General features: G+C 71.1%; 23 protein-coding genes and 2 riboswitches. Of the genes, 10 read left to right on the forward strand and 13 right to left on the reverse strand.

The window, feature by feature from the left end:
* Positions 1 to 14: 14 nt before the first annotated feature.
* The 4 genes from E7Z53_RS03670 to thiE form a co-directional block, all read right to left on the reverse strand.
* Complete coding sequence (locus tag E7Z53_RS03670) at positions 15 to 344, reverse strand: DUF3140 domain-containing protein (protein ID WP_109244366.1); 330 nt, start codon at positions 342 to 344, stop codon at positions 15 to 17.
* A gap of 174 nt (positions 345 to 518) precedes the next feature.
* A complete protein-coding gene (locus tag E7Z53_RS03675) occupies positions 519 to 1,427 on the reverse strand; it encodes a VOC family protein (protein ID WP_176337180.1) in 909 nt (302 codons plus the stop codon).
* A gap of 99 nt (positions 1,428 to 1,526) precedes the next feature.
* Positions 1,527 to 2,525, reverse strand: coding sequence for a hypothetical protein (locus tag E7Z53_RS03680; protein WP_176337181.1), 999 nt, complete (start codon positions 2,523 to 2,525; stop codon positions 1,527 to 1,529).
* Between the two features lie 98 nt (positions 2,526 to 2,623).
* Positions 2,624 to 3,343, reverse strand: coding sequence for a thiamine phosphate synthase (gene thiE, locus E7Z53_RS03685; RefSeq protein ID WP_419720437.1), 720 nt, complete (start codon positions 3,341 to 3,343; stop codon positions 2,624 to 2,626).
* 15 nt (positions 3,344 to 3,358) lie between these two features.
* Positions 3,359 to 3,462: riboswitch (TPP riboswitch) on the forward strand.
* Between thiE and E7Z53_RS03690 the strand changes: the two genes are divergently transcribed.
* The 7 genes from E7Z53_RS03690 to E7Z53_RS03720 all read left to right on the forward strand — a co-directional run bounded on the left by E7Z53_RS03690 (position 3,458) and on the right by E7Z53_RS03720 (position 11,594).
* Positions 3,458 to 4,813, forward strand: coding sequence for an FAD-dependent oxidoreductase (locus E7Z53_RS03690; protein ID WP_176337182.1), 1,356 nt, complete (start codon positions 3,458 to 3,460; stop codon positions 4,811 to 4,813). (Overlaps the previous riboswitch by 5 nt.)
* Entirely contained in the window at positions 4,810 to 5,049 is a 240-nt protein-coding gene (gene thiS, locus E7Z53_RS03695; RefSeq protein WP_035929497.1) for a sulfur carrier protein ThiS, read from the forward strand. Before E7Z53_RS03690 ends, thiS begins: the two co-directional genes overlap by 4 nt.
* A gap of 1 nt (position 5,050) precedes the next feature.
* Positions 5,051 to 5,923, forward strand: a complete 873-nt coding sequence (locus tag E7Z53_RS03700; RefSeq protein WP_109222940.1) for a thiazole synthase — start codon at positions 5,051 to 5,053, stop codon at positions 5,921 to 5,923.
* On the forward strand, positions 5,920 to 7,095 hold the full coding sequence (moeB, locus tag E7Z53_RS03705) for a molybdopterin-synthase adenylyltransferase MoeB (protein ID WP_176337183.1): 1,176 nt from the start codon (positions 5,920 to 5,922) through the stop codon (positions 7,093 to 7,095). The genes E7Z53_RS03700 and moeB overlap by 4 nt, the downstream gene beginning before the upstream one ends.
* 131 nt (positions 7,096 to 7,226) lie before the next feature.
* Positions 7,227 to 7,321, forward strand: a riboswitch (SAM riboswitch).
* 113 nt (positions 7,322 to 7,434) lie between these two features.
* On the forward strand, positions 7,435 to 8,808 hold the full coding sequence (locus tag E7Z53_RS03710) for an acyl-CoA dehydrogenase family protein (RefSeq protein WP_176337184.1): 1,374 nt from the start codon (positions 7,435 to 7,437) through the stop codon (positions 8,806 to 8,808).
* A 3-nt stretch (positions 8,809 to 8,811) separates the two neighbouring features.
* Positions 8,812 to 10,227 carry an MFS transporter gene (locus E7Z53_RS03715; RefSeq protein WP_176337185.1) on the forward strand — a complete coding sequence of 472 codons (1,416 nt, stop codon included), beginning with the start codon at positions 8,812 to 8,814 and terminating at the stop codon, positions 10,225 to 10,227.
* Positions 10,224 to 11,594 (forward strand): LLM class flavin-dependent oxidoreductase, encoded by a 1,371-nt coding sequence (locus E7Z53_RS03720; RefSeq protein ID WP_095650727.1) that lies wholly within the window; start codon positions 10,224 to 10,226, stop codon positions 11,592 to 11,594. The genes E7Z53_RS03715 and E7Z53_RS03720 overlap by 4 nt, the downstream gene beginning before the upstream one ends.
* A gap of 383 nt (positions 11,595 to 11,977) precedes the next feature.
* Here the strand turns inward: E7Z53_RS03720 and E7Z53_RS03725 are convergent, their stop codons facing one another.
* Entirely contained in the window at positions 11,978 to 13,192 is a 1,215-nt protein-coding gene (locus tag E7Z53_RS03725; RefSeq protein WP_035929567.1) for an NAD(P)/FAD-dependent oxidoreductase, read from the reverse strand.
* Between the two features lie 581 nt (positions 13,193 to 13,773).
* On the reverse strand, positions 13,774 to 14,037 hold the full coding sequence (locus E7Z53_RS03730; protein WP_035929481.1) for a hypothetical protein: 264 nt from the start codon (positions 14,035 to 14,037) through the stop codon (positions 13,774 to 13,776).
* A 611-nt stretch (positions 14,038 to 14,648) separates the two neighbouring features.
* Between E7Z53_RS03730 and E7Z53_RS03735 the strand changes: the two genes are divergently transcribed.
* The gene (locus E7Z53_RS03735) at positions 14,649 to 15,281 is read left to right on the forward strand and encodes a recombinase family protein (protein WP_176337186.1); all 633 of its coding nucleotides are present in this window, start codon (positions 14,649 to 14,651) and stop codon (positions 15,279 to 15,281) included.
* Positions 15,282 to 15,418: 137 nt separating this feature from the next.
* Here E7Z53_RS03735 and E7Z53_RS03740 read toward each other — a convergent pair whose 3' ends face one another.
* The 6 genes from E7Z53_RS03740 to E7Z53_RS03765 all read right to left on the reverse strand — a co-directional run bounded on the left by E7Z53_RS03740 (position 15,419) and on the right by E7Z53_RS03765 (position 19,335).
* Positions 15,419 to 15,838, reverse strand: coding sequence for a hypothetical protein (locus tag E7Z53_RS03740; RefSeq protein ID WP_176337187.1), 420 nt, complete (start codon positions 15,836 to 15,838; stop codon positions 15,419 to 15,421).
* Between the two features lie 605 nt (positions 15,839 to 16,443).
* Positions 16,444 to 16,836, reverse strand: a complete 393-nt coding sequence (gene mscL, locus E7Z53_RS03745) for a large conductance mechanosensitive channel protein MscL (RefSeq protein ID WP_031282206.1) — start codon at positions 16,834 to 16,836, stop codon at positions 16,444 to 16,446.
* A 72-nt stretch (positions 16,837 to 16,908) separates the two neighbouring features.
* Complete coding sequence (locus E7Z53_RS03750) at positions 16,909 to 17,739, reverse strand: IS5 family transposase (RefSeq protein WP_176337188.1); 831 nt, start codon at positions 17,737 to 17,739, stop codon at positions 16,909 to 16,911.
* Between the two features lie 386 nt (positions 17,740 to 18,125).
* Entirely contained in the window at positions 18,126 to 18,326 is a 201-nt protein-coding gene (locus tag E7Z53_RS03755; protein ID WP_017831924.1) for an antitoxin, read from the reverse strand.
* A 233-nt stretch (positions 18,327 to 18,559) separates the two neighbouring features.
* On the reverse strand, positions 18,560 to 18,871 hold the full coding sequence (locus tag E7Z53_RS03760) for a winged helix-turn-helix domain-containing protein (protein ID WP_017831925.1): 312 nt from the start codon (positions 18,869 to 18,871) through the stop codon (positions 18,560 to 18,562).
* Positions 18,868 to 19,335: a hypothetical protein gene (locus E7Z53_RS03765; RefSeq protein ID WP_017831926.1), complete on the reverse strand. Its 468-nt coding sequence runs from the start codon at positions 19,333 to 19,335 to the stop codon at positions 18,868 to 18,870. The genes E7Z53_RS03760 and E7Z53_RS03765 overlap by 4 nt, the downstream gene beginning before the upstream one ends.
* Before the next feature lie 226 nt (positions 19,336 to 19,561).
* On the opposite strand from E7Z53_RS03765, the gene E7Z53_RS03770 reads away from it, so the two are divergent.
* Complete coding sequence (locus E7Z53_RS03770; protein WP_176337189.1) at positions 19,562 to 20,152, forward strand: recombinase family protein; 591 nt, start codon at positions 19,562 to 19,564, stop codon at positions 20,150 to 20,152.
* 59 nt (positions 20,153 to 20,211) lie between these two features.
* Here E7Z53_RS03770 and E7Z53_RS03775 read toward each other — a convergent pair whose 3' ends face one another.
* Positions 20,212 to 21,030 carry a glycoside hydrolase family 26 protein gene (locus E7Z53_RS03775; protein ID WP_176337190.1) on the reverse strand — a complete coding sequence of 273 codons (819 nt, stop codon included), beginning with the start codon at positions 21,028 to 21,030 and terminating at the stop codon, positions 20,212 to 20,214.
* A 516-nt stretch (positions 21,031 to 21,546) separates the two neighbouring features.
* Between E7Z53_RS03775 and E7Z53_RS03780 the strand changes: the two genes are divergently transcribed.
* Positions 21,547 to 22,608, forward strand: a complete 1,062-nt coding sequence (locus E7Z53_RS03780) for a glycosyltransferase (protein WP_176337191.1) — start codon at positions 21,547 to 21,549, stop codon at positions 22,606 to 22,608.
* The last annotated feature ends 1 nt before the right edge of the window (position 22,609 follow it).

Genomic DNA, 22,609 nt, shown 5'->3' on the forward strand with positions numbered 1-22,609 from the left:
GCGGGCCCTCTGGCTCAGTCCTTCAGGGGGTCGTGGCCCCAGTTCATCAGGGAGTAGCGCCACCGGGTCTCGCGCACGTCCCCGTCGGGGCGCTGGGCCAGGTGGCGGTGGACGTAGCCGACCACCTTGCGCATGTGCTCGTGGTCGGCCTCGGTGCGCTCGCCCTTCGGCTTCTGCAGGATCTCCACGATCCGCCGCCCGGAGCGGTGGCCCACCGACTCCCCGCCGTCGTCCTGGCCCACCGAGGTGGACTCGTCGGTGTCCAGCCACGTCGACAGCTGCTTGGCGGTCATGTTGACGGCCTCGTCGAAGTCCTTGCCGGTGGTGTCGTCCTGCTCGCCCATGCCCTGCTCCTCGCTCTCGGACCGGGCGGCCGCCGTGTCGCCGCACGCCCTCGGTGCCCGGGCGCCCCGGGCACGAGGCCCAACCTACCGGCGGGCCGGGGTGCCGGTGAGCACCCGCCGGTGTCGAGCACGGCGCCGCCGGCGGGCGGGCGCGGACGCCGCGCCGGGCCGGGACTACGCCGCGACGCCCACCTGGATCAGGGTGTTCCAGGGGTCCTCGAAGCGCAGCACGGCGCCGTCGTGCCGGGTGGGGATCCTGTGGTCCGCGAGCCGGGACGCCAGGGCCGCGACGTCGTCGGCGTCCGGCAGGTCGATGTTGACCTGGCCCAGCCCCAGCGAGGCCGCCCGCGGGCCGGCCCCGGCGCTCTGCCAGGTGTTGAGCGCGATGTGGTGGTGGTAGCCGCCGGCGGCGATGAACAGGGCGGAGCCGATGTCGCTCATGACCTCGAAGCCCAGGACGTCCACGTAGAACTGCCGGCCCAGCGGGATGTCGCCCACCTGCAGGTGCACGTGTCCCAGGGTGACCGGCGGCGCCGGGGGTCGCCCGCTCTGCTCGGCCAGGTGCTCCTGGAGGAACCCGTTCGGGTCCAGGGGGTTGGAGGCCAGGGTCAGCAGGCCGGTGGGCTCCCGCCGCCACGTGTCGCGGGGGCGGTCCGTGTAGAGCTCCACCCCGTTGCCCTCGGGGTCGTCGAAGTAGAAGGCCTGGCTGTAGAGGTGGTCGGCGCTGCCGGTGAAGGAGCGGGGCGCCACGGTCGCCACGGACGCGAGCGCCGCGGCCAGGGCCGGCTCGTCGTCGAAGACCACCGCGGTGTGGAACAGGCCGGCCTGCCCGCGGCGGGCCGGCGGGAGCTCCTTGACCTGGCGCAGCCGCACGACCGTCCGGCCGTCCCGGCCCAGGACCGCGGTGTCCCCGGCGTGGGCGAGCACGTCGAGGGTGACGGCGTCCGAGTAGTAGGCGACCATCGTGTCCAGGTCGGAGACCAGCAGCTCCACCGCGCCCATCCGGGTGTCCGCGGACAGCAGGTCCTCGGCGGGGCGCTTCGTCAGGCTCTGGGGAGCGGGGTTCTGGGGAAAGATCGGCATCGCGGGGTTCTCCGTCGGCAGGGGCGGCGCATTGGTTGATATGTCCCCAAAAATAGCCTCAGAAGCTTTCCGGTGCAAGTAAATGGTGGTGCTGTGGGCTCAGAGGATGAAGATCAGGGCGGCGATCACCGCCAGGATGCCCAGGAAGACGAATCCCCACGCCTTGAGGTTGTCGGAGTCGTCCTCCTCGGGCTCTGCCGGGCGCGGCGGCCACCCGCCGGGGCCGGGCCCGAACACCGGCCCGGAGGCGCCTTGGGTGCCGGCACCAGTACCGCCCGGGCCGGGTGCCCCGGGTTCGGGGTGCTGGCCCGGGAACTGCCCGGGCGGCGGCGGGGCCGGGCTCGCGGGGCTCACCCCCCACTGGGGGTTCCCCGGTGAGCCCGCCGGAGGGGCGCCGGGCGGGGGTGTTCCCGGGCGGATGTCACCGTCCGCGGCCGGGCCGGCCGCGGAGGAGGATCCCGCGGTCGGACCCGGCGCCGGGGGAGCCGCCGGCGGCAGGGTCTCGCCCGAGAGCACGGGGCCGTCCTCGCGGTGGCCCCGCTCCGCCTCGTTCAGCAGGGTCACGAACTGCTCGAGCGGCTCGGACCCGTCGTGCTCCCGCGCCAGGAAGCGCTCGGCGCGGCGGCGCACCACCTTGTAGACGCGCCCGTCGTCGGGGATGCCCAGGTCCCGGGCGGCCCGGGCCACGGCCAGCGGGGGCTGCTCCGGCAGGGGGTTGGTGCCCCACTCCAGGAGCCCGGTCAGCAGCGGGCGCTCGAGCACGGCAGCCAGGGCCGCCCGGGCGCCCGGCACCCGGGTCAGCTCCAGCAGCCCGCTCGGCGGCGCGGACGGGCACCCCGGCACGTCGCTGGGCAGCCGGGCGGCGCGCTCCAGCCAGAAGGTGTCGCCGAAGAGGGTGGCGAGCAGCACGGCGGCGGCGAGCCGGTCGTCGCTCGGGGCGGCGTCCTCCGGGAGGCCCTGCTCCCAGTGCGTGCCGAGGGCGCGGCGGGCGGGCTCACCGGCCAGCCGGACGCGCAGCTGCGCGTCCTCCGGGCCGCGGGCGGTCTCCGCGGGGCGCTCCACCGCGTGCCGCACCTGGGGGTCGAGCTCGGGGTCCATGGGCCACCTCTCCGTCGTCGTCCTGCGTCCATGCTCTCAGAACGTGCTGGACGGCGGCGGGGAGCCGACGGTGAGGCGGGCGGGGGGCCGCCCCGGGCTCAGGCGGGGAGCAGACCGCGCAGCTGCCCGGCGGCGGTGCGGGGATCGGGGGCCTCGGTGACGGCGCGGACGACGACGACGCCGCGCGCCCCGGCCTCCAGCACCTGCGGGAGCCGCGTCTCGTCGATGCCGCCGATGGCGAACCACGGCACGGGCAGGACCTCCGGGTCCGCGTCCAGCCGGGCCTCCGTCAGCTCGGCGACCGCGCGGACGAACTCCAGCCCGGTGGCCGGGCGCCCCGGCTTGGTGGGCGTGGCCCAGACGGGGCCGGTGCAGAAGTAGTCGACGTCCGAATCCTCCAGCGCCGCCGTGGCCTGTCCGAGGTCGTGGGTGGAGCGCCCGATCAGCACGTCGGGGCCCAGGAGCCGCCGGGCCTGGGCGGGGCTGAGGTCGTGCTGGCCCACGTGGAAGACGTCGGCGCCCACGAGCGCGGCGATGTCGGCGCGGTCGTTGACCGCGAACAGGGTGTCGTACTCGGCGGCCACCCGGCCCAGCAGCTCCAGCGCGGCGATCTCCTCGTCCGCGTCGATGCTCTTGTCCCGCAACTGGACGACGTCAGCGCCGCCGGCACAGACGGCGTGCAGGAAGTCCTCGAGGTCGCCCCGGTCCCGGCGGGCGTCCGTGCACACGTACAGCCGGGCGGCGAGGAGTCTGGCCGTCCGGGTCTCTCGCAGGGAGGACTCGGCGGGGGCGGAGGCGTCACGGGTAGGCTGGGTCACACGCTGATGATAGGTCAGCGGTTCTGCGGGAGCCCCACCGGGGGCTGAGAGGGCGTCCAGCGCCGACCGCCACACCTGATGCGGGTCATGCCGCCGGAGGAAAGGACGTTCCCTGTGACTGCCGCGCACCCCGCCCCCACGACCGCGCCCCACCCGCTGGTCGACCGGCCCGAGCACGTCCGCGCCGACGTCGCCGTCGTCGGCGCCGGGGTGATCGGCCTGGCCACCGCCTGGGAGCTGCGCCGCCGCGGCCGCTCGGTGGTCGTGGTGGACCCCGAGCCGGGCTCCGGCGCCAGCCGCGCCGCGGCCGGGATGCTCGCCCCGGTGAGCGAGGTCCAGTACCAGCAGGAGCCCCTGTACCCCCTCATGACCGCCTCGGCCGCCGAGTACCCGGCGTTCGTGGCCGCCCTCGAGCAGGCCGCCGGCGGGACGGTGGGCCACCGGGCCACCGAGACCCTCGTGTGCGGCGTGGACGCCGCCGACCGGCAGGCCCTGACGGACCTCCGCGCGCTGCAGGGCCGCCACGGCATGACGGTGGAGGCGCTGACCCTGCGCGCCGCCCGCACCCTCGAGCCGGCCCTGAGCCCGCGGCTGTCCGCCGCGTTCCGGATCCCCGACGACCACCAGGTGGACCCGCGCCGCCTCGTGGCCGGGCTGCTCGCGGCCCTCGTCGCCCCGGAGCTCCCCGACCTCCCGGAGCCCGCCGGGCTCCCGGCCGCGCGCGACGGCGGACCGGCCCGCCTCGTCCACGACCTCGCCACGGGGCTGCGCCGCAACGCCGAGGGAGCGGCGACCGGCGTCCGCCTGGCCGGCGGCGGGATGGTCTCCGCGACCTGGACGGTCCTCGCTCCCGGCGCCGGGCTCGGCGAGCTCGACGGGCTGCCGGAGGACTGGCACCCGCCGCTGCGGCCGGTGCACGGGGACATCCTGCGCGCCCGGGTCCCCGCCGGGGCGCCGGAGCTGCTCGGGCGCACCGTCCGCGGTCTGGTGCACGGGGTGCCCGTCTACCTGGTGCCCCGCGCCGACGGGACCGTGGTGATCGGGGCGACCTCCCGCGAGGACGACCTGACCGGTCCCAGCGCCGGCGGCGTGTTCCGGCTGCTGCGCGACGCCCAGGCGCTCGTGCCCGGCATCGCCGACCTCGAGCTGGTCGAGGTGCTGGCCCGCGCCCGGCCCGGCACCCCGGACGACATCCCCTACCTCGGCCGGGTCCGCGACCCGGACGGCTCGCCGGTGCCGGGGCTCGTGGTCTCCACCGGCTACTTCCGCCACGGCGTCCTGCTCGCCCCGCTGGCCGCCCGGCTCGCCGCGCAGCTGGTGGCCGGCGGGACCGGAGCCGATCCGGCCGCCGACGCCGAGCACCTCGCCACCACCGACCCGCACCGCTTCGACCGCCCCGTCGAGGCCCGTCCAGGGGATCCCGCGCCGGCCGCCGCCGGGCCCGGGCCCCGGAGCAGGAGCACCCGATGACCGCCATCACCCTCAACGGCCGCCCGCGCCAAGTGGCGGCGGAGGCGACCGTCGTCGACCTCGTCGCCGAGACCGTCGGCCGCCCCCTGGGCCCCGACGGCGCCCCGCTGGACGGCGGGCGCCTCGGCGTGGCCGTGGCCGTGGACGCCGCGGTCGTGCCCCGCAGCCGCTGGCGGCGGACCCCCGTGGCGGAGGGCCAGTCCATCGAGATCATCACCGCCGTCCAGGGAGGCTGACGTGACCGCCCCGCACCCCGACCCCCTCGTGCTCGACGGCATCGAGCTGAGCTCCCGGCTGATCATGGGCACCGGCGGCCTGAGCTCGCTGCACACCCTGGAACAGGCGCTGCTGGCCTCCGGCACCGAGCTGACCACCGTGGCCCTGCGCCGCTACGCCCCCGGCCAGGGCGACTCCCTCTTCGCGCTGCTCGAGCGCAACGACATCCGGATCCTGCCCAACACCGCCGGGTGCTACACCGCCCGGGACGCGCTGCTGACCGCCGAGCTCGGCCGGGAGGCCCTCGAGACCGACTGGGTCAAGCTCGAGGTCATCGCGGACGAGGACACGCTGCTGCCCGACGTCGTGGAGCTCCTCGACGCCACCGAGCAGCTCGTGGCCCGCGGCTTCAAGGTCTTCGCCTACACCTCCGACGACCCGGCCGTCGCACGCCGCCTCGAGGATCTGGGCGCGGCCGCGGTGATGCCCCTGGGCGCCCCCATCGGCACCGGGCTGGGCATCCTCAACCCGCACAACATCGAGCTCATCGCCTCCCGGGCGTCCGTGCCCGTGGTGCTCGACGCCGGGATCGGCACCGCCTCCGAGGCCGCCCTGGCCATGGAGCTGGGCTGCGACGCCGTGCTGCTGGCCAGCGCCGTCACCCGCGCCCAGGACCCGGTGGCGATGGCCACCGCCATGCGCCACGCCGTGCTCGCCGGCCGGCTCGCCGCCGGTGCCGGGCGCATCCCGGCCCGCCGCCACGCCCACGCGTCCTCGCCGATGGCCGGGCGGATCGACACGGACGCCGCCGGTGCCGGGCCGTCCGCCGGCCCCTCAGCCGGCCCGGCGGACGTGCCGCGCGGGGACTGGGCGCCCGTGGGGGAGCGGCCGTGAGCCCGCTGCCCCCGCTCGTGGAGCCCGGCCCCGAACTGACCCGCGAGGAGCTCGAGCGCTACGCCCGGCACCTGACCCTGCCCGGGATCGGGACCCTCGGCCAGCGGCGGCTGCGGAACGCCCGCGTGCTCGTCGTCGGCGCCGGGGGGCTCGGGTCCCCGGCCCTGCAGTACCTCGCCGCGGCGGGGATCGGGACCCTCGGAATCGTCGACGACGACGTGGTGGCGCTCTCCAACCTGCAGCGCCAGGTGGTGCACACGACCGCCGACGTCGGCCGTCCCAAGGCCGTCTCCGCCGCCGAGGCCGTCACCGCGCTCAACCCGCTGGTGGAGGTCCGCACCCACCCCGTCCGGCTGGACGCGGACAACGCCGTGGACATCATCGGCCGGTACGACCTGGTCCTGGACGGCGCCGACAACTTCGCGACCCGCTACGTGGTCAGCGACGCCGCCGCCCTGACCGGCACGCCTTGCGTGTGGGGCTCCATCCTGCGCTTCGAGGGGCAGGTCAGCGTGTTCTGGGCCGGGCACGGGCCCACCTACCGGGACCTCTACCCCGAGGCCCCGCCGGACGGCGAGGTGCCCAGCTGCGCCGAGGGCGGGGTCTTCGGCATGCTCCCCGCCACCGTCGGCGCGGTCATGGTCACCGAGGCCGTCAAGCTCGTCACCGGCACCGGGGAGCCCCTGCTCGGACGGGTGCTGCTGCACGACGCGCTCGCGATGACCTGGCGCGAGATGCGGCTCACCCCGGATCCCGACGCCGCCCCGGTCACCGCGGTGGCCCAGCCCGCCGCGGTCTGCGCGCTGCCCGGCGCGGACGCCTCCGAGACCGTCGGGTCGGCCGAGCTGGCCCGGCTGCTCGAGCGCCGGGAGCGCGGGGAGGCGTCCTTCGCCCTGGTGGACGTGCGCGAGGACTGGGAGCGGGAGCTCGTGGCCATCGACGGCGCCGTGCCCGTCCCGCTGCAGGAGATCCTCGACCGCGGCGCGGACGCCCTGCCCCCGGAGGCCCGTGGCACGGACCTCGTGCTGCACTGCAAGGCCGGGGCCCGCTCCGCGACCGCGCTCGCCGCGCTGCGGTCCTTCTACGCCGGGCGGGAGGAGCGGGTCCGCCACCTCGAGGGTGGGGTGCTCGCCTGGGTGGCGCAGGTCGACCCGGACCAGCCGGTCTACTGACCCGGTCTCCTGCGGCACACCACTACACCGCTACGGAGCACGTGACTTTCTGTGACGCCGTCGTGACATTCCATGACGTGCGCCCGTCATCCGGTTGGTCCCGGACCGGGCGGTCTGATGCCATGGCAAGCGCCCCATTCAGAGCGGTTGAGAGATCTGGCTCGACGACGCCGCAGCAACCCGCCCTCCTCCGGGGTCAGGGTGCTAATGCCAGAACCGATGGAGATCCCGGATCTGCAGTCGGTCCGTGACGTCAGCCTCCGGCGCTGCCGCCACCGGGCCCGCCCCCGGCGCGACCGGCCGACCGGCAATCCTCGGTGCGACCGAGAGGACCACCGCATGACCCCGAGCACGGTCGAGGAGACCACCGCCCATCCCCGCGCCGGCACGGACCTCCCCGCCGGCCTGCCCGGGGACTACGCCGGGCTGCGGGAGCACTTCCGGCCCCTGTTCGCGGAGATCGCCGCCGGCGCCCTGGACCGGGACCTCCGGCGCGCGCTGCCCTACGCGGAGGTCGACCGGCTGGACCGGGCCGGGTTCGGCGCCCTGCGCGTCCCGGCGGCCCACGGCGGCCCCGGGGTCAGCCTCGAGGACTTCACCCAACTGCTGGTCGACCTGGCCGAGGCCGACTCCAACATCGCCCACCTCTACCGCTCCCACCACGGCTTCGTGGAGTCCCTGCGCTTCCTGCCCCGGGAGCTCCAGGAGGTCTGGTACCCGCGGGTGCTGGCCGGGGCCACCGTGGGCAACGCCTCCACGGAGAAGGGCGGCAACGCGCTGGGCACCCTGAACACCGTGCTCAGCCGGACCCCCGAGGGCTGGGAGCTCACCGGCCGGAAGTTCTACGCCACCGGCTCCGTCTTCTGCGACTACACCCGCGTCTCGGCCGCCCTGGACGGCCGCGACGGGCGGCGCTTCGCCGTCGTCGCCACGGACGCCGAGGGCGTGACGCTCGAGGACGACTGGGACGGCTTCGGGCAGAAGCTCACCGGCACCGGCACCGCGGTCTTCGAGCGGGTGCGCGTCCCGGAGGACGCCGTGCTGGACCGCACCGCCGGCAGCGCGGAGGCCGTCCACGAGGCCGCCTTCTTCCAGCTCGTGCTGCTGGCCGTGCTGGCCGGCATCGCCCGGGCGGCCCGGCGGGACGCGGTGGAGACCATCGCCGGACGCCGGCGGACCTTCAACACCGGGCTCGGCCTGCCGTTCCGCGACGACCCGCTGATCCAGGAGGCCACCGGGCGGATCTCCGCCAAGGCCTTCGCCGCCGAGGCCACCGTCCTGCACGCCGCCCGCGCCCTGGACGCCGGGATCGCCGCCGCCGCAGCGGCCGGCGCCGACCGGCCGGACTTCACCGGGGCCCTCCCGGCGGCGCTGCACGAGTCCGAGATCGCCGTGGAGCACGCCCAGGTCACCGTGCCGGAGCTGGCGCTCGGCGCGGCCCAGGACCTGTTCCTCACCGTGGGCGCCTCCGCCACGTCCACGGCCAAGGGCCTGGACCGGCACTGGCGCAACGCCCAGACCGTGGCCACCCACAACCCGATCGCCTTCCGCGCCCGAGCCCTCGGCGACTACCTCATCAACGGCACCCTGCCGGAGGGCCTGAACGCCATCGGCGACGCGAGGACCGGCGCCACGACCGACGCCACGACCGACGCCGCGACCGATGCCACGACCGATGCCACGACCGACGCCGACCGAACCCCAGGAGCCTGACGCATGAGCACCACGACCACGGCCGCCCCGGGCCGCAGCAGCATCGTCCACGGCAAGAAGCGCGTCCTGGCCTCGGCCTTCGCCGGGACCACCATCGAGTGGTACGACTTCTACCTCTACGGCACCGCCGCCGCACTCGTCTTCAACGTCCAGTTCTTCCCCATGGCCACCGAGCTCGGCGGTATCGTGGCGTCCTTCGCCACGCTCGCGGTCGGGGTGATCGCCCGGCCCCTGGGCGGGATCATCGCCGGGCACCTGGGGGACCGGATCGGCCGCAAGGCCCTGCTGGTGGCCTCCCTGCTGCTCATGGGCGTGGCCTCCACCCTGATCGGCCTGCTGCCCACCTACGAGGTGATCGGCTGGTGGGCCGTCGTCGGGCTCGTGGTCCTGCGCATCCTCCAGGGCCTGTCCGCGGGTGCCGAGTGGGGCGGCTCCGCGCTGCTGAGCGTGGAGCACTCACCGGCCCGGCACCGCGGGTTCTTCGGGTCCTTCACCCAGATCGGCTCCTCCGCCGGCATGCTGCTGGCCACCGGCGCGTTCTTCATCGTGCAGAACGTCATGAGCGAGGAGCAGTTCGCCGCCTACGGCTGGCGCATCCCCTTCCTGCTCTCGGCCCTGCTCGTGGCGGTGGGCCTGTGGATCCGCCTCGGCGTGGCCGACGCCCCGGAGTTCCTGGAGCACCGGGCTTCGGGGAACGTGGCCAAGGCCCCCCTGCGGGAGCTGCTGGTCCACCACCGCCGCCCGGTGCTGGTGACGATCGGCCTGCGCCTGGCCCAGAACGCCGTCTACTACCTGGTGACGGTCTACATGCTGACCTACCTGCGGGACGTGCGCGGGGACAGCGCCGCGGGCGTGACCGCGGTGATGATCGCCTCGGCCATCGGCCTGTTCTCCACCCCGTTCTGGGCCTGGCTCTCCGACCGGGTGGGCCGCAAGGTCGTCTCGGTGACCGCCTACGCGGCGATCGGCGTCTTCGGCTGGGTGCTGTTCGCCTTCCTCGAGGCCGGCCCGCTCGCCCTGCTGCCGCTCGTGGTCATCCTCGGCATCAACCTCGTCCACGACGCGATCTACGGACCGCAGGCGGCCTGGTTCGCCGAACAGTTCCCCGTGCACGTGCGGTACTCGGGCGTGAGCTTCGGCTACCAGGTCGGCACCGTCCTGGGCGGCGGGCTGATGCCGATGATCGCCGCCCTGCTCTTCGCCGCCGGCGGGGACACCCCGTGGCTGATCGCCGGCTACCTCTCCGTGCTGGCCGTGCTCTCCGTCGTCGCCGCCCTGGCCGCGAAGGATCCCGCCCGGGACCAGCGCGGCACCGAACTCACCGATCTGCACGCCGGCCGGACCGCGGCCGCCCCGGCCCTCGCGACCCCCGCCGCCGCGAGCGCCACCCGGACCACCCCCGAGAGGACCACCGTATGAGCCGCCCCCTGCTGCTGAACGCCTTCGACATGATGGTGCCCGTGCACCAGTCACCGGGACTGTGGCGCCACCCGGAGGCCGGGGTCGCCGGCTTCGACACGCTCGAGTACTGGACGTCGCTGGCCCGCACCCTCGAGGAGGGCGGCTTCACCGCGCTGTTCCTGGCGGACGTCCCCGGCGTCTACGACGTGTACGGGGGCGGGGCCGAGGCCACGGCCCGCGGGGGAGTGCAGTACCCGGTGCTCGACCCGCTCGTCGCGGTGCCGGCGATGGCCGCGGCCACCGAGCAGCTCGGCTTCGGGGTGACCGCCTCTGTCACCTACGAGGCCCCCTACCTGCTGGCCCGCACCTTCGCGACCCTCGACCACTTCACCCGCGGCCGGGTGGCGTGGAACGTGGTGACCTCCTACCAGGACTCCGCCGCCCGGAACCTGGGCATGGACCGGCAGATCCCGCACGACGAGCGCTACGACCGCGCCGACGAGTACATGGAGGTCATGTACAAGCTCCTCGAGGGCTCCTTCGAGCCCGGGGCGGTGAAGGCCGACGCCGGCGCCGGGGTCTTCGTGGACCCGGAGCTCGTGCACGCCATCGGCCACGAGGGCACCTGGTTCTCCGTGCCCGGCCAGGCGCTGGCCCACCCCGGACCCCAGGGCACCCCGTTCCTGTTCCAGGCCGGCGCCTCGAAGCGCGGACAGCAGTTCGCCGTGGACCACGCCGAGGCCATCTTCTTCATCGGCAACACCCCGCAGCTCGTGCGCCGGTGGACCGACGGCGTCCGGGCCGAACTGGCCGCGCAGGGACGGGCCGAGGACGCCGTGAAGACCTTCGCCATGGCCACCGTGGTGGTCGCCGAGACCGACGACGAGGCCCACGCCAGGCTCGACGGATACCGCCGGCACGTGGACATCGAGGGAGCGCTGTCCCTGTTCGGCGGCTGGACCGGCGTCGACCTGGCCGGGGCGGACCCCGACGCGCCGCTCGAGTACGTGGCCACCGACGCCAACCAGTCCGCGCTCGCGGCGTTCACCTCGCTGTCCCCGGACCGGACCTGGACGGTGCGGGACCTGGCCGAGTTCGTGGCCATCGGCGGCCGCGGGCCCGTCATCGCCGGGGCCCCCGGCACCGTGGCGGACGAGCTCGAGCGCTGGCGGGAGGAGGCCGGCGTGGACGGCTTCAACATCTCGGCGGCCGTGCGGCCGGCGGACCTGGAGCGGTTCACCACGATGGTGTCGCCGGAGCTGCGGCGCCGCGGCCTGCTGCCGGAGCCCGGGGCTCTGCCCGCCGGCAGGACGCTGCGCGAGGCGCTGGCGGGCGCCGGGCCGAGGCTGGCCGACGACCACCGCGGGGCCTCCTACCGCCGGTGACCGCAGGGCTCTTGGGGTTCGCCGCTCGACCGGCCCGGGACGGCTGTCCGCCGTCCCGGTTCCTCGGCACGGAGCGCTCCTGCCCGGGAGAGGGCAGGAGCGCTCCGCCGCGCCGAGGCGCAGAAGGCGGCCCCCGACCGCCGGGGAACGGATCATGGGGGTCGCTGCACCGGCGTGGGGGCCGGTGCCACCCGAAAAGTACCAGACGGTAATATCGCGGTGCACCATCCTGTGCGGATGCATGAATTGTGCTCCTCGGGGTCTCCCGACTGCCGACCCTCATTTCTCCCGGCTCGTGCCGCGACGACTGGGGACGCGGGCCATCACGTGCCATCGGAGCGGGGAACGAGGCGCCACGGATGTGTGCACACATGGTCCGCTAGCTAGAAGCCCCGGAGGATCACGTTCCAGTAGTCCCGGGGGAGGACCTCGAGGTCGAAGAACCAGGAGGCGCGGTTCGGGGCCAGCAGCGGCACGCCGGGGATGCTGGGCGCCAGTTCGTTGTCCCGGTCGAACTCGGCCAGCACGGCCCGGCCCCGCTGCACCGTCACGGGGGTCACGGTGTACCCGTCGTAGGAGGCCGTGGGCTCCCGGCCGTCACGGGTGGCCAGGAGGTTCTCGGTGAGGATCTTCGTCTGGTGGCGCAGTGCCCCGCCGGACGAGGCGGTCTCCAGTGCGGCAGCGTCCCCGCAGGCCCACACGGTGGGCACACGGCGGTGGCGCAGGGTCTGTGCATCCACGTCCGCGTAGCCCGCCCAAGCGGTGCCCGCGCCCGGCGCGACGCCCAGTCCCGCGTCGGCGATCCAGGCCGGGGCCCGGTGGACTGGGCTGTGGTGCAGCAGGTCGTAGGGCAGGTCCCGCGGCGTCCCCTCGATCGTGGCCCGCAGCCGGCGGGAGGCGGCGTCGATCGACTGCACGTGGGCGCTCGTCAGGACCGTGATGCCGTAGCGCCGGACCCAGGGCTGCAGCACCCGGTCCACGTCCGGCTGGCCGAACACGGTGGCGGTGGGCGTCAGCAGGGTCACCTCGATGTCCTGCAGGACACCCTGGCGCTGCCAGTAGTCGCAGGCCAGGTAGAGGATCTTCTGTCCGATCTGCGGCGTGGGCGCCGGGCCGTCCGGGATCGTGAACAGTGCCCGGCCGCGGCGCAGCCCGCGGATCAGCTCCCAGGTCCTGGGGGCCAGCTCCACGGTGTAGTTGGTCGAGGCGTGCGGGCCGGCCATCGCCTCGGCACTGCCGGGGACACGGTCCCAGTCCGGGGTGGACCCCGCGCAGATCACGACGTGCCGGTAGCCGATGTGCTCGCCGGAGGACAGTGTGGCCATCCGTGCCGCCGGATCCAGTGCCTGGACACGGTCCTGGACCCAGCGCACGCCGCGGGGCATCACGCGGTGCTGGGCCCGGGACATCTGCGGCACGCTCTTCAGTCCGGCGCCCACGTAGGAGAGCATCGGCCGGTAGTGGTGCGTGGACTTCGGCTCCGCGATCACGATGTCCGTGATGCCCTTGCGGCGCAGTCGTGCGGCCAGGGAGATCCCGGCATTGCCGCCGCCGATCACGAGGACGTCAGTGGCGTGATCCAAGGGTGCAGTGGTCATCATGACTCCGTGGGACGAGGATGGCTCCACGGCACCGATCGGGGCCGTCCGACCATTCGACCACGAGCCGCGGCGCCCACGCCCGGGCGGTAAGCATCCAGGGGGTGAGGGGGCTCTCAGGACGTCCAACTCGAGGAACTTGTCGGTCGGGACAGCTGATCGCCGGAGCGATGCCGGTGCCTGTTCCGCCAAGGGTCCGGATGAAGTGGCGGCCTTCTGCCGAATATGAATGGCGGCGCACCCTGTCCGGTCGGGTGGCATTCTGCGCATAGATTCTCGGACCATCACTCACTGACAAAGTTGGGCGGCACCCGAGCCGTCACATCGTCACTGAGCTACTCCGGACGGTGCCCCGCGGGTTCGTGATTCCGGTTGGGGTGGCCGAGGAACTCACCGCACCGCCACGCAGCGGTCTCAGTGTGCCCCTTCAACTGAAAACACCCTCCCTGAAGGCTGTGCGGTCCCTCGCCGTACACGGCCACCGGCCACCGGAGACTCCCGGCTTCACCGAGCAGCGTGGCCGGCATCCCAGGGCTGGCGACTGCTGAACCTGTACCACAGTTGAGCTCGCCTCGGGAGTCCTATTCGTAGTACTTGAAGCGCGGCTCACCCTGGACACCTGCGCGTTGCATCGCCTCCTGCAATTCCGGCAGTGCCGTGAAGGCGCGGGCCTCGTCGACCGAATCGAAGTAGTGGAGCACGAGCACGTTGTCCGGATCATCGACCATGCGGTGCACTGACTCGCCGGTGATGTTGCTGAATGCCGGTACGTCCGAGACGGAGTCGTAGACCTTTCGCCAGGCGTCGTAGTCGGCCACGCGGTGCCGGATCAGGAGCAGTGCCATAGTGGTCTCCCCGAGGACTGGATTGACGGGCGCGCCCGACCCAATGGTGGGAGGGCGCTGGTGACTACGTGCCACGCTACGCCCCGCTCGGTCGCCCCGGAAGGGGCGACCGAGCCGGGTCCGGGGCAGGACGCGGATGACGCGTCGACACCTGCCGATTCATCAGTCTCTTATGAGCGATTCTCGGTCAGTGGTGCCGCTCGACGCCGCCAAGTGTCGCTTTCAGGAGCCGACCGCACTCTCGGGCCAGTTATCACGTGGATAGTGCGGTCGACCTGTGCTACTGAGACGAAGGATTTTGCTACAAACTCGCCGACCGGCCCAAACCGTCCATTCGGGTGTGAGCCGCGGCGACAAGTGGTGGTGTTGTGACAGAGCTATACGGCGGCATCGAGGTCTTGCCTCTCGATCGGAGTCGTCGGACCGGCCGAGCTCGAGGTAATCAACGGGTTGACCGGCCGCGGGCGACCGTCCCACTTCCTTGGTAGTGGGACGGCTGGTCGCAAGAGCGTCAGATCGAGGTTGGCATCGGCGATCCCTGTTCCACAAGTTGGGTCAAAAGTACAGTTCCGTTTCAGCCGTACGGATCCGACCTTCGGTACGCTGTCGTCATGGATTTGGGTTATGCGCGGGTCTCGACGGCCAAACAAGACCTCGATCGGCAGATCGATGCCCTCCGACAGGTGGGGATCGCGGCGGAGCGGATCTATGTGGACAAGAAGTCCGGGGCCACGACTGACCGCCCCGGGCTGACCGCGGCGCTGGCTTATGCCCGGGAGGGCGATGTGATCGTGGTGCATACCTTGGACCGGCTGGGGCGCACCGTGCGCGACACTCTGAACCTGATCCATGATCTGGCCGAGCGGGGGGTGGGGGTGCGCAACCTGGCGGATCCGATCAAGGTGGACTCCACCAACCCCAATGATCCGATGGCGCAGTTGGCGGTGGTGCTGCTGGCTTTGTTCGGTCAGATGGAACGCACCTACACCCTGGAGCGGGCCGCCCACGCGAGGGCGGTGGCCACGGCCAAGGGGCGGCGGATCGGGCGGCCCTCCGTGGTGGATGCGGACAAACTGGCCTACGCGGTGCACCTGCGCGAGACCGGGCACACCATGGCGCAGATCGTGGCGAAGACCGGGATCACCCGCACCACGCTCTACCGGCACCTGCCGCCCCGGCCGGTCGAGTCGGTCACGGTCGAGTCCGTCACTGCTGCCGACGCCGAGCGGGGTGCCGCGGGCTGATCAGGTCACGGCGGTGGCTGGGGGTGGGCAGGGTCCGGTGTGGAGGTTGCGCTCCGGCCACGGGGTCAGCCACAGCTTCAGGTGGATCTCGTTCCACCTCGGGGTTGGTGGCCGGTCGATAGGTGATCGGGGTGGTTTCAGCAGTCCAGGTGCTGGAGATCGTCGAGCAGCCATTCCGTCAGCTGTCCGGCCGGCACCACGGTCGTGGCCGCACGCAGCTGCCGGGCCTCCTCGGGCGAAAGAGTCGCACCGGTGGTGTTCGCGGTTTCGGTGGCGTGCACGACTCGCGCGGTGGCATAGCCGGCGGCCAGGGCCGCACTCCAGAGCGGGTGGCGGTCGTATCCCGAGTGCGCCGGATCGGAGCTGCCGACCTCCAACCACCGTGCCGAGGTCAAGGGATAACGGGCGAGGGGCATCAGGCACTGGTGCAGCACCCAGGTGACATCGGCCCAGCGGCCTGCAGGAGTGGTCACCATGGGGTAGTAGGTGGCGACCCAGTGGGTGGGGGAGTGCGGGTACAGCTCGACGGCGAGAGTCCCGGAGGCGGAGGTGTCCATGCCGGCTTCCTGGTTGCTGGTGATGAATCACGTCGCGAAAGCGGCCAGGGATGAACCCCACTGCGGACGAAGACGAAACCCGATGGTGATGGTCCACGGTAGACACCACACGGACACCGAGGGAAGCACGCTGATCAATGTGACCTGCGGCATCTTTCAACTGAGGGGATGCTTGACGTCTCGTCCACGGTGTGTCGGCTGCTCGACTCGCGCGGGAGCGATGCCGGCCATAGGTCATGTCGCGGGATCCCCATGGGTGGTGCGATCGTGAGCCAATGCGCCCCTCGCGGCCAGCGTCACAGGATGTTGCGCCGCGCCAGCTGCCCGGTGTTCCCGCCCCACACCATTCCGGTGCGGTGGAGCGCCGCTGTGGTTGGTTGTGGCTTAGCACTCCCAGATCGGATCCCTTGCGCCTGAGGTTTCGCTCCCTCGGGGCCGAGTCGCTCATAGGGTCGAGGCGCTCATGGGGTCGAGGTGCTCACCAGGGCGAGGTAGTGACGACTGCTGTCCGGGTCTGGCTTGACGGGTGTCACCTCGTCCGGAGGACAGGAACGGGGGGCCTGCCCCGGGGTAGGGACAGGCCCCCGTCAAGGATGGGTTTGAACTCAGGAGCGCTGTTTGAGGGAGTCGCGGATCTCGGTGAGCAGCTGCACCTGCGGGTCGACCTCCTCCTCGGCCGGGGTGATGCCCAGGCGCCGGTTGCGGGCCTCGATCAGCTTGTTCATGGGCATGATGATCGCGAAGTACACGGCGGCGGCCACGAGCAGGAAGTTCACCAGCGCCGTGAGCAGCACCCCGAACTTGATGTCGTTGCCGTTGAGAGTGACCATCGCGAACGAGTCGAAGTTGGGTGAGCCCACCAGTGCGGAGATGGCGGGCATGAGCACGGACTCGACCAGGGCGTTGACGACCTGGGCGAAGGCGGCGCCGATGATCACGGCGACGGCGAGGTCCAGGACGTTGCCCTTCATGATGAATTCTCTGAATCCTTTAAGCATGCGCTCAGACTACCGGTGTTGAGCTCCCCCGGAGCCGCTCCCATCCACCTTTAGTAAGTGTTGGGAAAGGAGTCATCTGCCAGTGTTTGGTTGCCATGGTCGGCGTCCTGGTGCGGGAGCGAGGCGACGAGTCATCAGCCCGATCATCGACCATTTGATGAAGGCCTCAGAGTGTTCGGGCAGGCGTTCGTAGTCGCGGGCCAGGCGGCGGGTGCGCATCATCCAGGACAGGGTGCGCTCGATGACCCAGCGCCGGGGCAGCACCTCGAAGGTGCGCTGACCTGTCGGCCTGCGGACGATCTCGACGAGGACGTGCAGGTAGTACTGGGCGAAGGCGACCAGCTTGCCGGCGTAGCCGCCATCGGCCCAGACCAGCACGATCGAGGGCATCTTCATCTTCGCCCGGTCCAACACCAGGCGCCCACCGTCGCGGTCTTGCAGTCCGGCGGTGGTGACCGCAACGACGATCAACAGCCCGAGGGTGTCGGTGACGATGTGCCGTTTGCGGCCGTTGATCTTCTTGCCCACGTCATAGCCACGGGAGTCCGCCCCGACGGTGTCGGCGCCCTTCACCGACTGTGAATCCACGATCCCGGCACTGGCCATCGGGTCCCGTCCGGCGGCATCGCGGACCGCAGCACGCAGCGCGTCGTGGATCCGGTCGGTGGTGCCTTCGGCGTTCCACCGTTTGAAGTACCAGTAGACGGTGTCCCACGGCGGGAAGTCGTGGGGCAGGGACCGCCACGAACACCCCGTCTGGTCTACGTACAGGATCGCCTCGACGATCCGCCGGCGCGGATGCTTGGCGGGGCGACCGCCGGGTTTGACCGGCACCATCGGTTCAATCAGAGCCCACTGCTCATCGGTCAGGTCGGAGGGATACGGGCGCGGGGAAGACACCATGCGACCACGATCCGCTCCTGCGTCCCGGCAGTCACACGGAAGCGCATAACGCTTTCCCAACACCTACTTAGAGACGCTTTCGAGAACTTGCGATGCGCCGGTGGCGGCATATCGGTCTGAGCGGCCACTACTGTCGGCACCCACGGGTTCTGTATGCCCGTCTCCTGCGGGTGGACAGGGGGGTGGCACCGGGTGCAGGGGGCGGGTCTTGACGGGGAGAGCGGTAGTAGCCGGCTCGGAGTGCGCAGCAGCGGGTCTGCCCGATGTCGGGGGATCCGCCTCCCGTGCCCGGGTCGGGGCGCCGGTTCTTCGAGCTCAAGGGGGCGGGCACGGCGCGGGCCTCGGTCCCCCCAGGGGGGGCCGAGGCCCGTGATACCCCGTCTGGATCAGCCTTGCTGGTCCTCAGGGTTCTGCCCGCCGAGCAGGCCGCCGGCGTGTTCCTGAGCCTGGTCCACCTGGTCCTGGAACTTGTTGCCGGTGTGGTCATCGACCATGTCGCCGCCGCGCTGGATGCCCTGCTCCACCTTGTCCGGGTTCTCGCCGGCGAAATTCTTAGCCTTGTCCGCAAAGCCTCCGATGTCCACCATGCTGACTCCTTCCTCGATCGGTCAGGGCGAATCCTCTCCGCCCGGGAACTCCCCAGCCTGGAGCACCGCTTCGATTCATGTCAATCGATCGCCGAAAAGACCCAGGGTGTGGAAGTGCGCACGGTAAGGGGTGCGCGATGACTCGTCCGGGAAAAGGGATCAGCCCCTCCAGCCGGGCAAATGAGGTGGCTGCTCCTGGCTGTCCTGTTCCGGAAAAGGGAACGTCTGAACCTCTACACGCCCTCAGCGATGGCGCGCAGAGCCTCGAGGTGACCGGTGTAGGCGGTGCGCCCGGTGGGAGTGAGCGAGAGCCAGGTGCGGGGGCGTTTGCCGACGTAGCCCTTGCGGATCTTCACGTAGCCGGCGGCCTCGAGCTGGGCCGCCTGTTTGGAGAGCACCGAGTCGGAGACCTCCACGGTGTCGCGCACCCGGGCGAACTCGGCCTCGTCGACCTGGGCCAGGGCCGCGACGATGCTCAGGCGCACCGGGGCGTGAATGAGCTCGTCCAGCCGGTGCCGGGCGTGGCGTCCTGCCCTGGTGCTCATCTGGCCCCCCAGCGGATCACGACCGCAGCCACCAGAGCGGGAACGGCGGCCACGGTCGCCCCGGCGGCGACCATGGGCCAGGTATTGGGGGAATTCTGGGCGGAGAGGTTCAGCCACGGCAGCACCACGGTCAGCGTCAGCACGAAAGAGGCTGCGATCCCGCCCCGCGACCACGCCTTGGCCCGGCGCGGCACGGTCCGCGCCACCCGCTCGATCCAGCACACCGCTACCACCCAGGCAACCACGAACACCGCGGTGGCCACGGTATAGCTCACCCGGTCGGAGCGCATGTTCTGGGCGGCCATGTAGAGGACCGTGATCACCCCGAACACCGCCGTCGCCCCGGCATGCACCGCACGGTCTCGGGAGGTGACCAGGGGACGGCTCCGGATAGCGTCCAGCCGCTGCCGGGCTTGGTCGGGGGTGAGGTGATGGCCCACGGGGTCCTCCTGCAGAAAAGACATGATGTCACGATCAAAGCAAATACTTTCCACTCTCACAAGTATGTGCCTTGGACCAATTGCTGCTCATCAGCCCACCGCCCCTCCCAACTCATGGGATGAGAGACGTCTCGTCCGGAAAGTTTGCGTCCGCATGTTTCCGCCGATCTGGGTGTCTCGCATCCTTGTGCTTTATTCGTACCCCTAGAATCGGATACTCAACGTCAGTTGCGAGACAGATGAGGTGGACATGGGGAAGTTGATCGGCTACGCCCGGGTGTCGACGCGGCAGCAGGATGCGGACCGTCAAGTGTCTGACCTCTTGGCCGCCGGCGTGCGGCGCGATGACATCTACATCGACCATGGAGTGTCTGGAGGACGCGCGTCCCGTCCGCAGTTCGACCGTGCCGTGGCTGCGCTTGAGGAGGGTGACACGCTGGTGATCACCACGCTGGATCGCCTGGGGCGGTCGACGCAGAACATGCTGACCTTCGCCGAGGTGCTGCGGGGGAGAGGTGCCGGTCTGCGGGTGCTCAACCTTGGTGGGGGAGATGTGGACACCGCGACCCCGATGGGCTCGATGGTGTTCACGGTCATGGCCGCCCTGGCGCAGATGGAGCTGGAGATCAAGCGGGAACGGATCACCGACTCGGTGGCCAAGCGCAGGGCTGCCGGCAAGGACCTGGGCGGGCGGCGCCAGACCTTCACCGACTCCCAGATCCGCAACGCGCTGCGGCTGATCGACGGTGGGGAGCCGGCCACCCAGGTGGCCAAGGACCTCGGGATGTCGCGGGCCACTTTGTACCGGCGTATTCGGGGACTCCCTCAACTGGCGATCTAAGGACATCATGGCCGGCCACCACGGGGTCGGTTTTCACCTACCGCAGTCAGTGTCGTGGGCTACAGCCGTGCCACGGCGTTGCGGTAGGCGGCTTGGGATTGTGGTGAGGAGTTGATGCGCCAGTCGAGTTCCTTGTCCAGATGGAACCAGATGATGGCTTGCACGTCGCCTTGTTGTTCGAAGTACGTGAAGGCCTCGGTGATCCAGGTGGCTTTGGCTTCACCGTCGTCGGGGCCTTCTGCCGATGCTGTTTCGGTGATGATGATCGGCAGGTTGGTGTCGAGGGACCGCAGTTGCTGGATTCCTTCCTGGAACAGCTCCGGTGCTTGGATCCAGCCGGTGGGGCCGGCCTGGCCCCAGTTGTAACCGTCGAGGCCGAGCAGATCCACGGTCTCAGGGCCTGGGAAATAGTCGGTGAGTGTCCCGGACGCTTCGGTTGTGAGCCCGTCGGGGACGTTGGGGGCCCAGCACCAGCGCACATTGTCGGCGTCGGCGGTGTCGAAGATGCCGCGGACGTGGTGCCAGGCCTGCACGTAGTGCTCCGCGGTGTTTCCCTGCACGCCGGCGCCCCAGGGGTACCAGTCACCGTTCATCTCATGGGCGAAACGCAGCACGACATCGCGCCCCCATCGCCGCAGTTCCTGGGCCCAGGTGCGGATGTGGTCGTCGTGGTCTCCTGCGGCGATGGCGCGCAGGCTGAACTGTGATTGCTCTACCACATCCGAGGGCAACTCCTCCGAGGAGGGCGCGTGCCACGGCTCCCAGGTCAGAGCGGGCACCGCCCCCTGAGCCAGAGCCGCATCAAGGGCCTGCAGCGGCGGGCGCTCCACAGCCCAGTCGCAGAACAGGAGGAACCATTGCACCGGGGATCCGACCATGGTGTTGTAGGTGCTTACGCCCGCACGGTCCGTGGGGCCTGTGGGTAGGCACACCCCGTGCTCCAGGGCACGGATGCGCACAGGCGGAGGGAAAGGCCGTGGCGCCGGGGAATTACTGCATCCGGTGAGTATGAGCGCCCCCATTCCGAGCAGCATCACCCGGCGGGTCGGCCGGCGGACGTGTTCGTGGCTCGGAAGCAACGAGGATGGCACACCATGCGCCAGGCGAGGGGTCATCATGGACAGCCAAGTCTAGCCAGCGCCAAGGGGGTCTTACCTACTGAACCCTGCCGGTTTGCCGCTTTCATTGATGGTGACGAGTCCACCAATGACATATCAAGTAATACTTGTCGGTAACAGACCAGATGACCTTACTGTTGAGTAGTTCAGGGGCGGGGGCTCCGACGAGCCGTGCCGAAGTGGGGACTTCGCGCGAAGACGTCGCCCTCGTTCACACCGTGGGGGTGGTGCTGATAGATCCAGATGGCCTCCGCATGTTCATGGCTGGGGGGCCGAATGAAAATCGTTGCGCTGGTGCCTGCCTACAACGAGTCCGCGAGCATCGGGTCCACGATCCAAGCCGTCCTTGACCAGGAGCGGCCCGCGGATCAGGTGGTGGTGATTCCCAACGGGTGCACCGATGACACGGCCGAGGTGGCACGACGCTATCCGGTGACCGTCATGGAGCTGCCGCAGCTGGAGCATCGGAAGTCCGAGGCGCTCAACCGTGCCTGGGCCCAGTACGCCCAGGACGCCGACATGGTCGTGTGCATCGACGCCGACACCTGGCTGCCGCCGCACGCTTTCGCGGACTGGGCGCAGGAGTTCACCGACGCGCCCCACCTGGGCGGGTCCTCGTCGAAGTTCACCATGCAGGCACCTGACCTGCTGTCGAGGCTGCAGAAGGCTGAGTTCGCTACGTGGACCGACACCAGCCTGCGGCGCGGCACCACCCACGTGCTCGCCGGCACCGGTTGCGCGATCAGCGGCGCGGCCCTGGCCGCGGTGGCCGCCCGCGAGGACCGGGAAGGGCCCTGGTGCTACACCAGTGCCACTGAAGACTTCGAGCTGACCTACCGTCTGCGGGAGCTGGGCTACTTCTGCCAGGTGTCCCCGACAGTGCGCGCGTATACAGACAGCATGAAAGACCTGAAGTCCCTGTGGAACCAGCGGCTGAAGTGGCAGGTGGGCACCATCGAGGACCTGCTGAGCTTCGGGGTCAACCGCCTCACCTTCCGGGACTGGGCCCAGCAGGCGATGGGGCTCATGAACGCTGCACTGAAGCTGCTGTGGATCGTGGTGCTGGTCGGGTTCGCGGCGATCGGGGACCTGCAGTTCATCTTGTTCTGGTGGCTGCTGCCGGTGCTGTTCGTCGCCCTGGATCTCAAGCGAGCGATGCGAATACCGCACCGGGACAAAAAGGACCTGCTCCTCGCGGCCACCTTCTTCCCCAATGAGGCTTTCATGTGGATGCGGGCCGGATGGTTCGTCCGGTCATGGTTCGACGTGCTGACCTCCAAGATCACCAACAAGAAGACTGACCGATGGGCCGCGCAGTACGCGGCAGAAGGAGTATGAG

The organism is Kocuria salina (assembly GCF_013368965.1).
Lineage (GTDB): Bacteria > Actinomycetota > Actinomycetes > Actinomycetales > Micrococcaceae > Kocuria > Kocuria rosea.

Excerpts from the sequence above, each read along its gene's own strand:
- E7Z53_RS03760 (WP_017831925.1), bottom strand. The coding sequence starts at position 18,871 with ATGAGCACCAGGGCAGGACGCCACGCCCGGCACCGGCTGGACGAGCTC.
- E7Z53_RS03750 (WP_176337188.1), bottom strand. The coding sequence starts at position 17,739 with ATGGTGTCTTCCCCGCGCCCGTATCCCTCCGACCTGACCGATGAGCAG.
- E7Z53_RS03680 (WP_176337181.1), bottom strand. The coding sequence starts at position 2,525 with ATGGACCCCGAGCTCGACCCCCAGGTGCGGCACGCGGTGGAGCGCCCC.
- E7Z53_RS03710 (WP_176337184.1), top strand. The coding sequence starts at position 7,435 with ATGACCCCGAGCACGGTCGAGGAGACCACCGCCCATCCCCGCGCCGGC.
- E7Z53_RS03670 (WP_109244366.1), bottom strand. The coding sequence starts at position 344 with ATGGGCGAGCAGGACGACACCACCGGCAAGGACTTCGACGAGGCCGTC.
- E7Z53_RS03765 (WP_017831926.1), bottom strand. The coding sequence starts at position 19,335 with ATGTCTTTTCTGCAGGAGGACCCCGTGGGCCATCACCTCACCCCCGAC.
- E7Z53_RS03735 (WP_176337186.1), top strand. The coding sequence starts at position 14,649 with ATGGATTTGGGTTATGCGCGGGTCTCGACGGCCAAACAAGACCTCGAT.
- E7Z53_RS03725 (WP_035929567.1), bottom strand. The coding sequence starts at position 13,192 with ATGACCACTGCACCCTTGGATCACGCCACTGACGTCCTCGTGATCGGC.
- E7Z53_RS03775 (WP_176337190.1), bottom strand. The coding sequence starts at position 21,030 with ATGGTCGGATCCCCGGTGCAATGGTTCCTCCTGTTCTGCGACTGGGCT.
- E7Z53_RS03770 (WP_176337189.1), top strand. The coding sequence starts at position 19,562 with ATGGGGAAGTTGATCGGCTACGCCCGGGTGTCGACGCGGCAGCAGGAT.
- E7Z53_RS03675 (WP_176337180.1), bottom strand. The coding sequence starts at position 1,427 with ATGCCGATCTTTCCCCAGAACCCCGCTCCCCAGAGCCTGACGAAGCGC.
- E7Z53_RS03715 (WP_176337185.1), top strand. The coding sequence starts at position 8,812 with ATGAGCACCACGACCACGGCCGCCCCGGGCCGCAGCAGCATCGTCCAC.
- E7Z53_RS03780 (WP_176337191.1), top strand. The coding sequence starts at position 21,547 with ATGAAAATCGTTGCGCTGGTGCCTGCCTACAACGAGTCCGCGAGCATC.
- E7Z53_RS03740 (WP_176337187.1), bottom strand. The coding sequence starts at position 15,838 with ATGGACACCTCCGCCTCCGGGACTCTCGCCGTCGAGCTGTACCCGCAC.
- E7Z53_RS03730 (WP_035929481.1), bottom strand. The coding sequence starts at position 14,037 with ATGGCACTGCTCCTGATCCGGCACCGCGTGGCCGACTACGACGCCTGG.
- thiS (WP_035929497.1), top strand. The coding sequence starts at position 4,810 with ATGACCGCCATCACCCTCAACGGCCGCCCGCGCCAAGTGGCGGCGGAG.
- E7Z53_RS03755 (WP_017831924.1), bottom strand. The coding sequence starts at position 18,326 with ATGGTGGACATCGGAGGCTTTGCGGACAAGGCTAAGAATTTCGCCGGC.
- mscL (WP_031282206.1), bottom strand. The coding sequence starts at position 16,836 with ATGCTTAAAGGATTCAGAGAATTCATCATGAAGGGCAACGTCCTGGAC.
- E7Z53_RS03720 (WP_095650727.1), top strand. The coding sequence starts at position 10,224 with ATGAGCCGCCCCCTGCTGCTGAACGCCTTCGACATGATGGTGCCCGTG.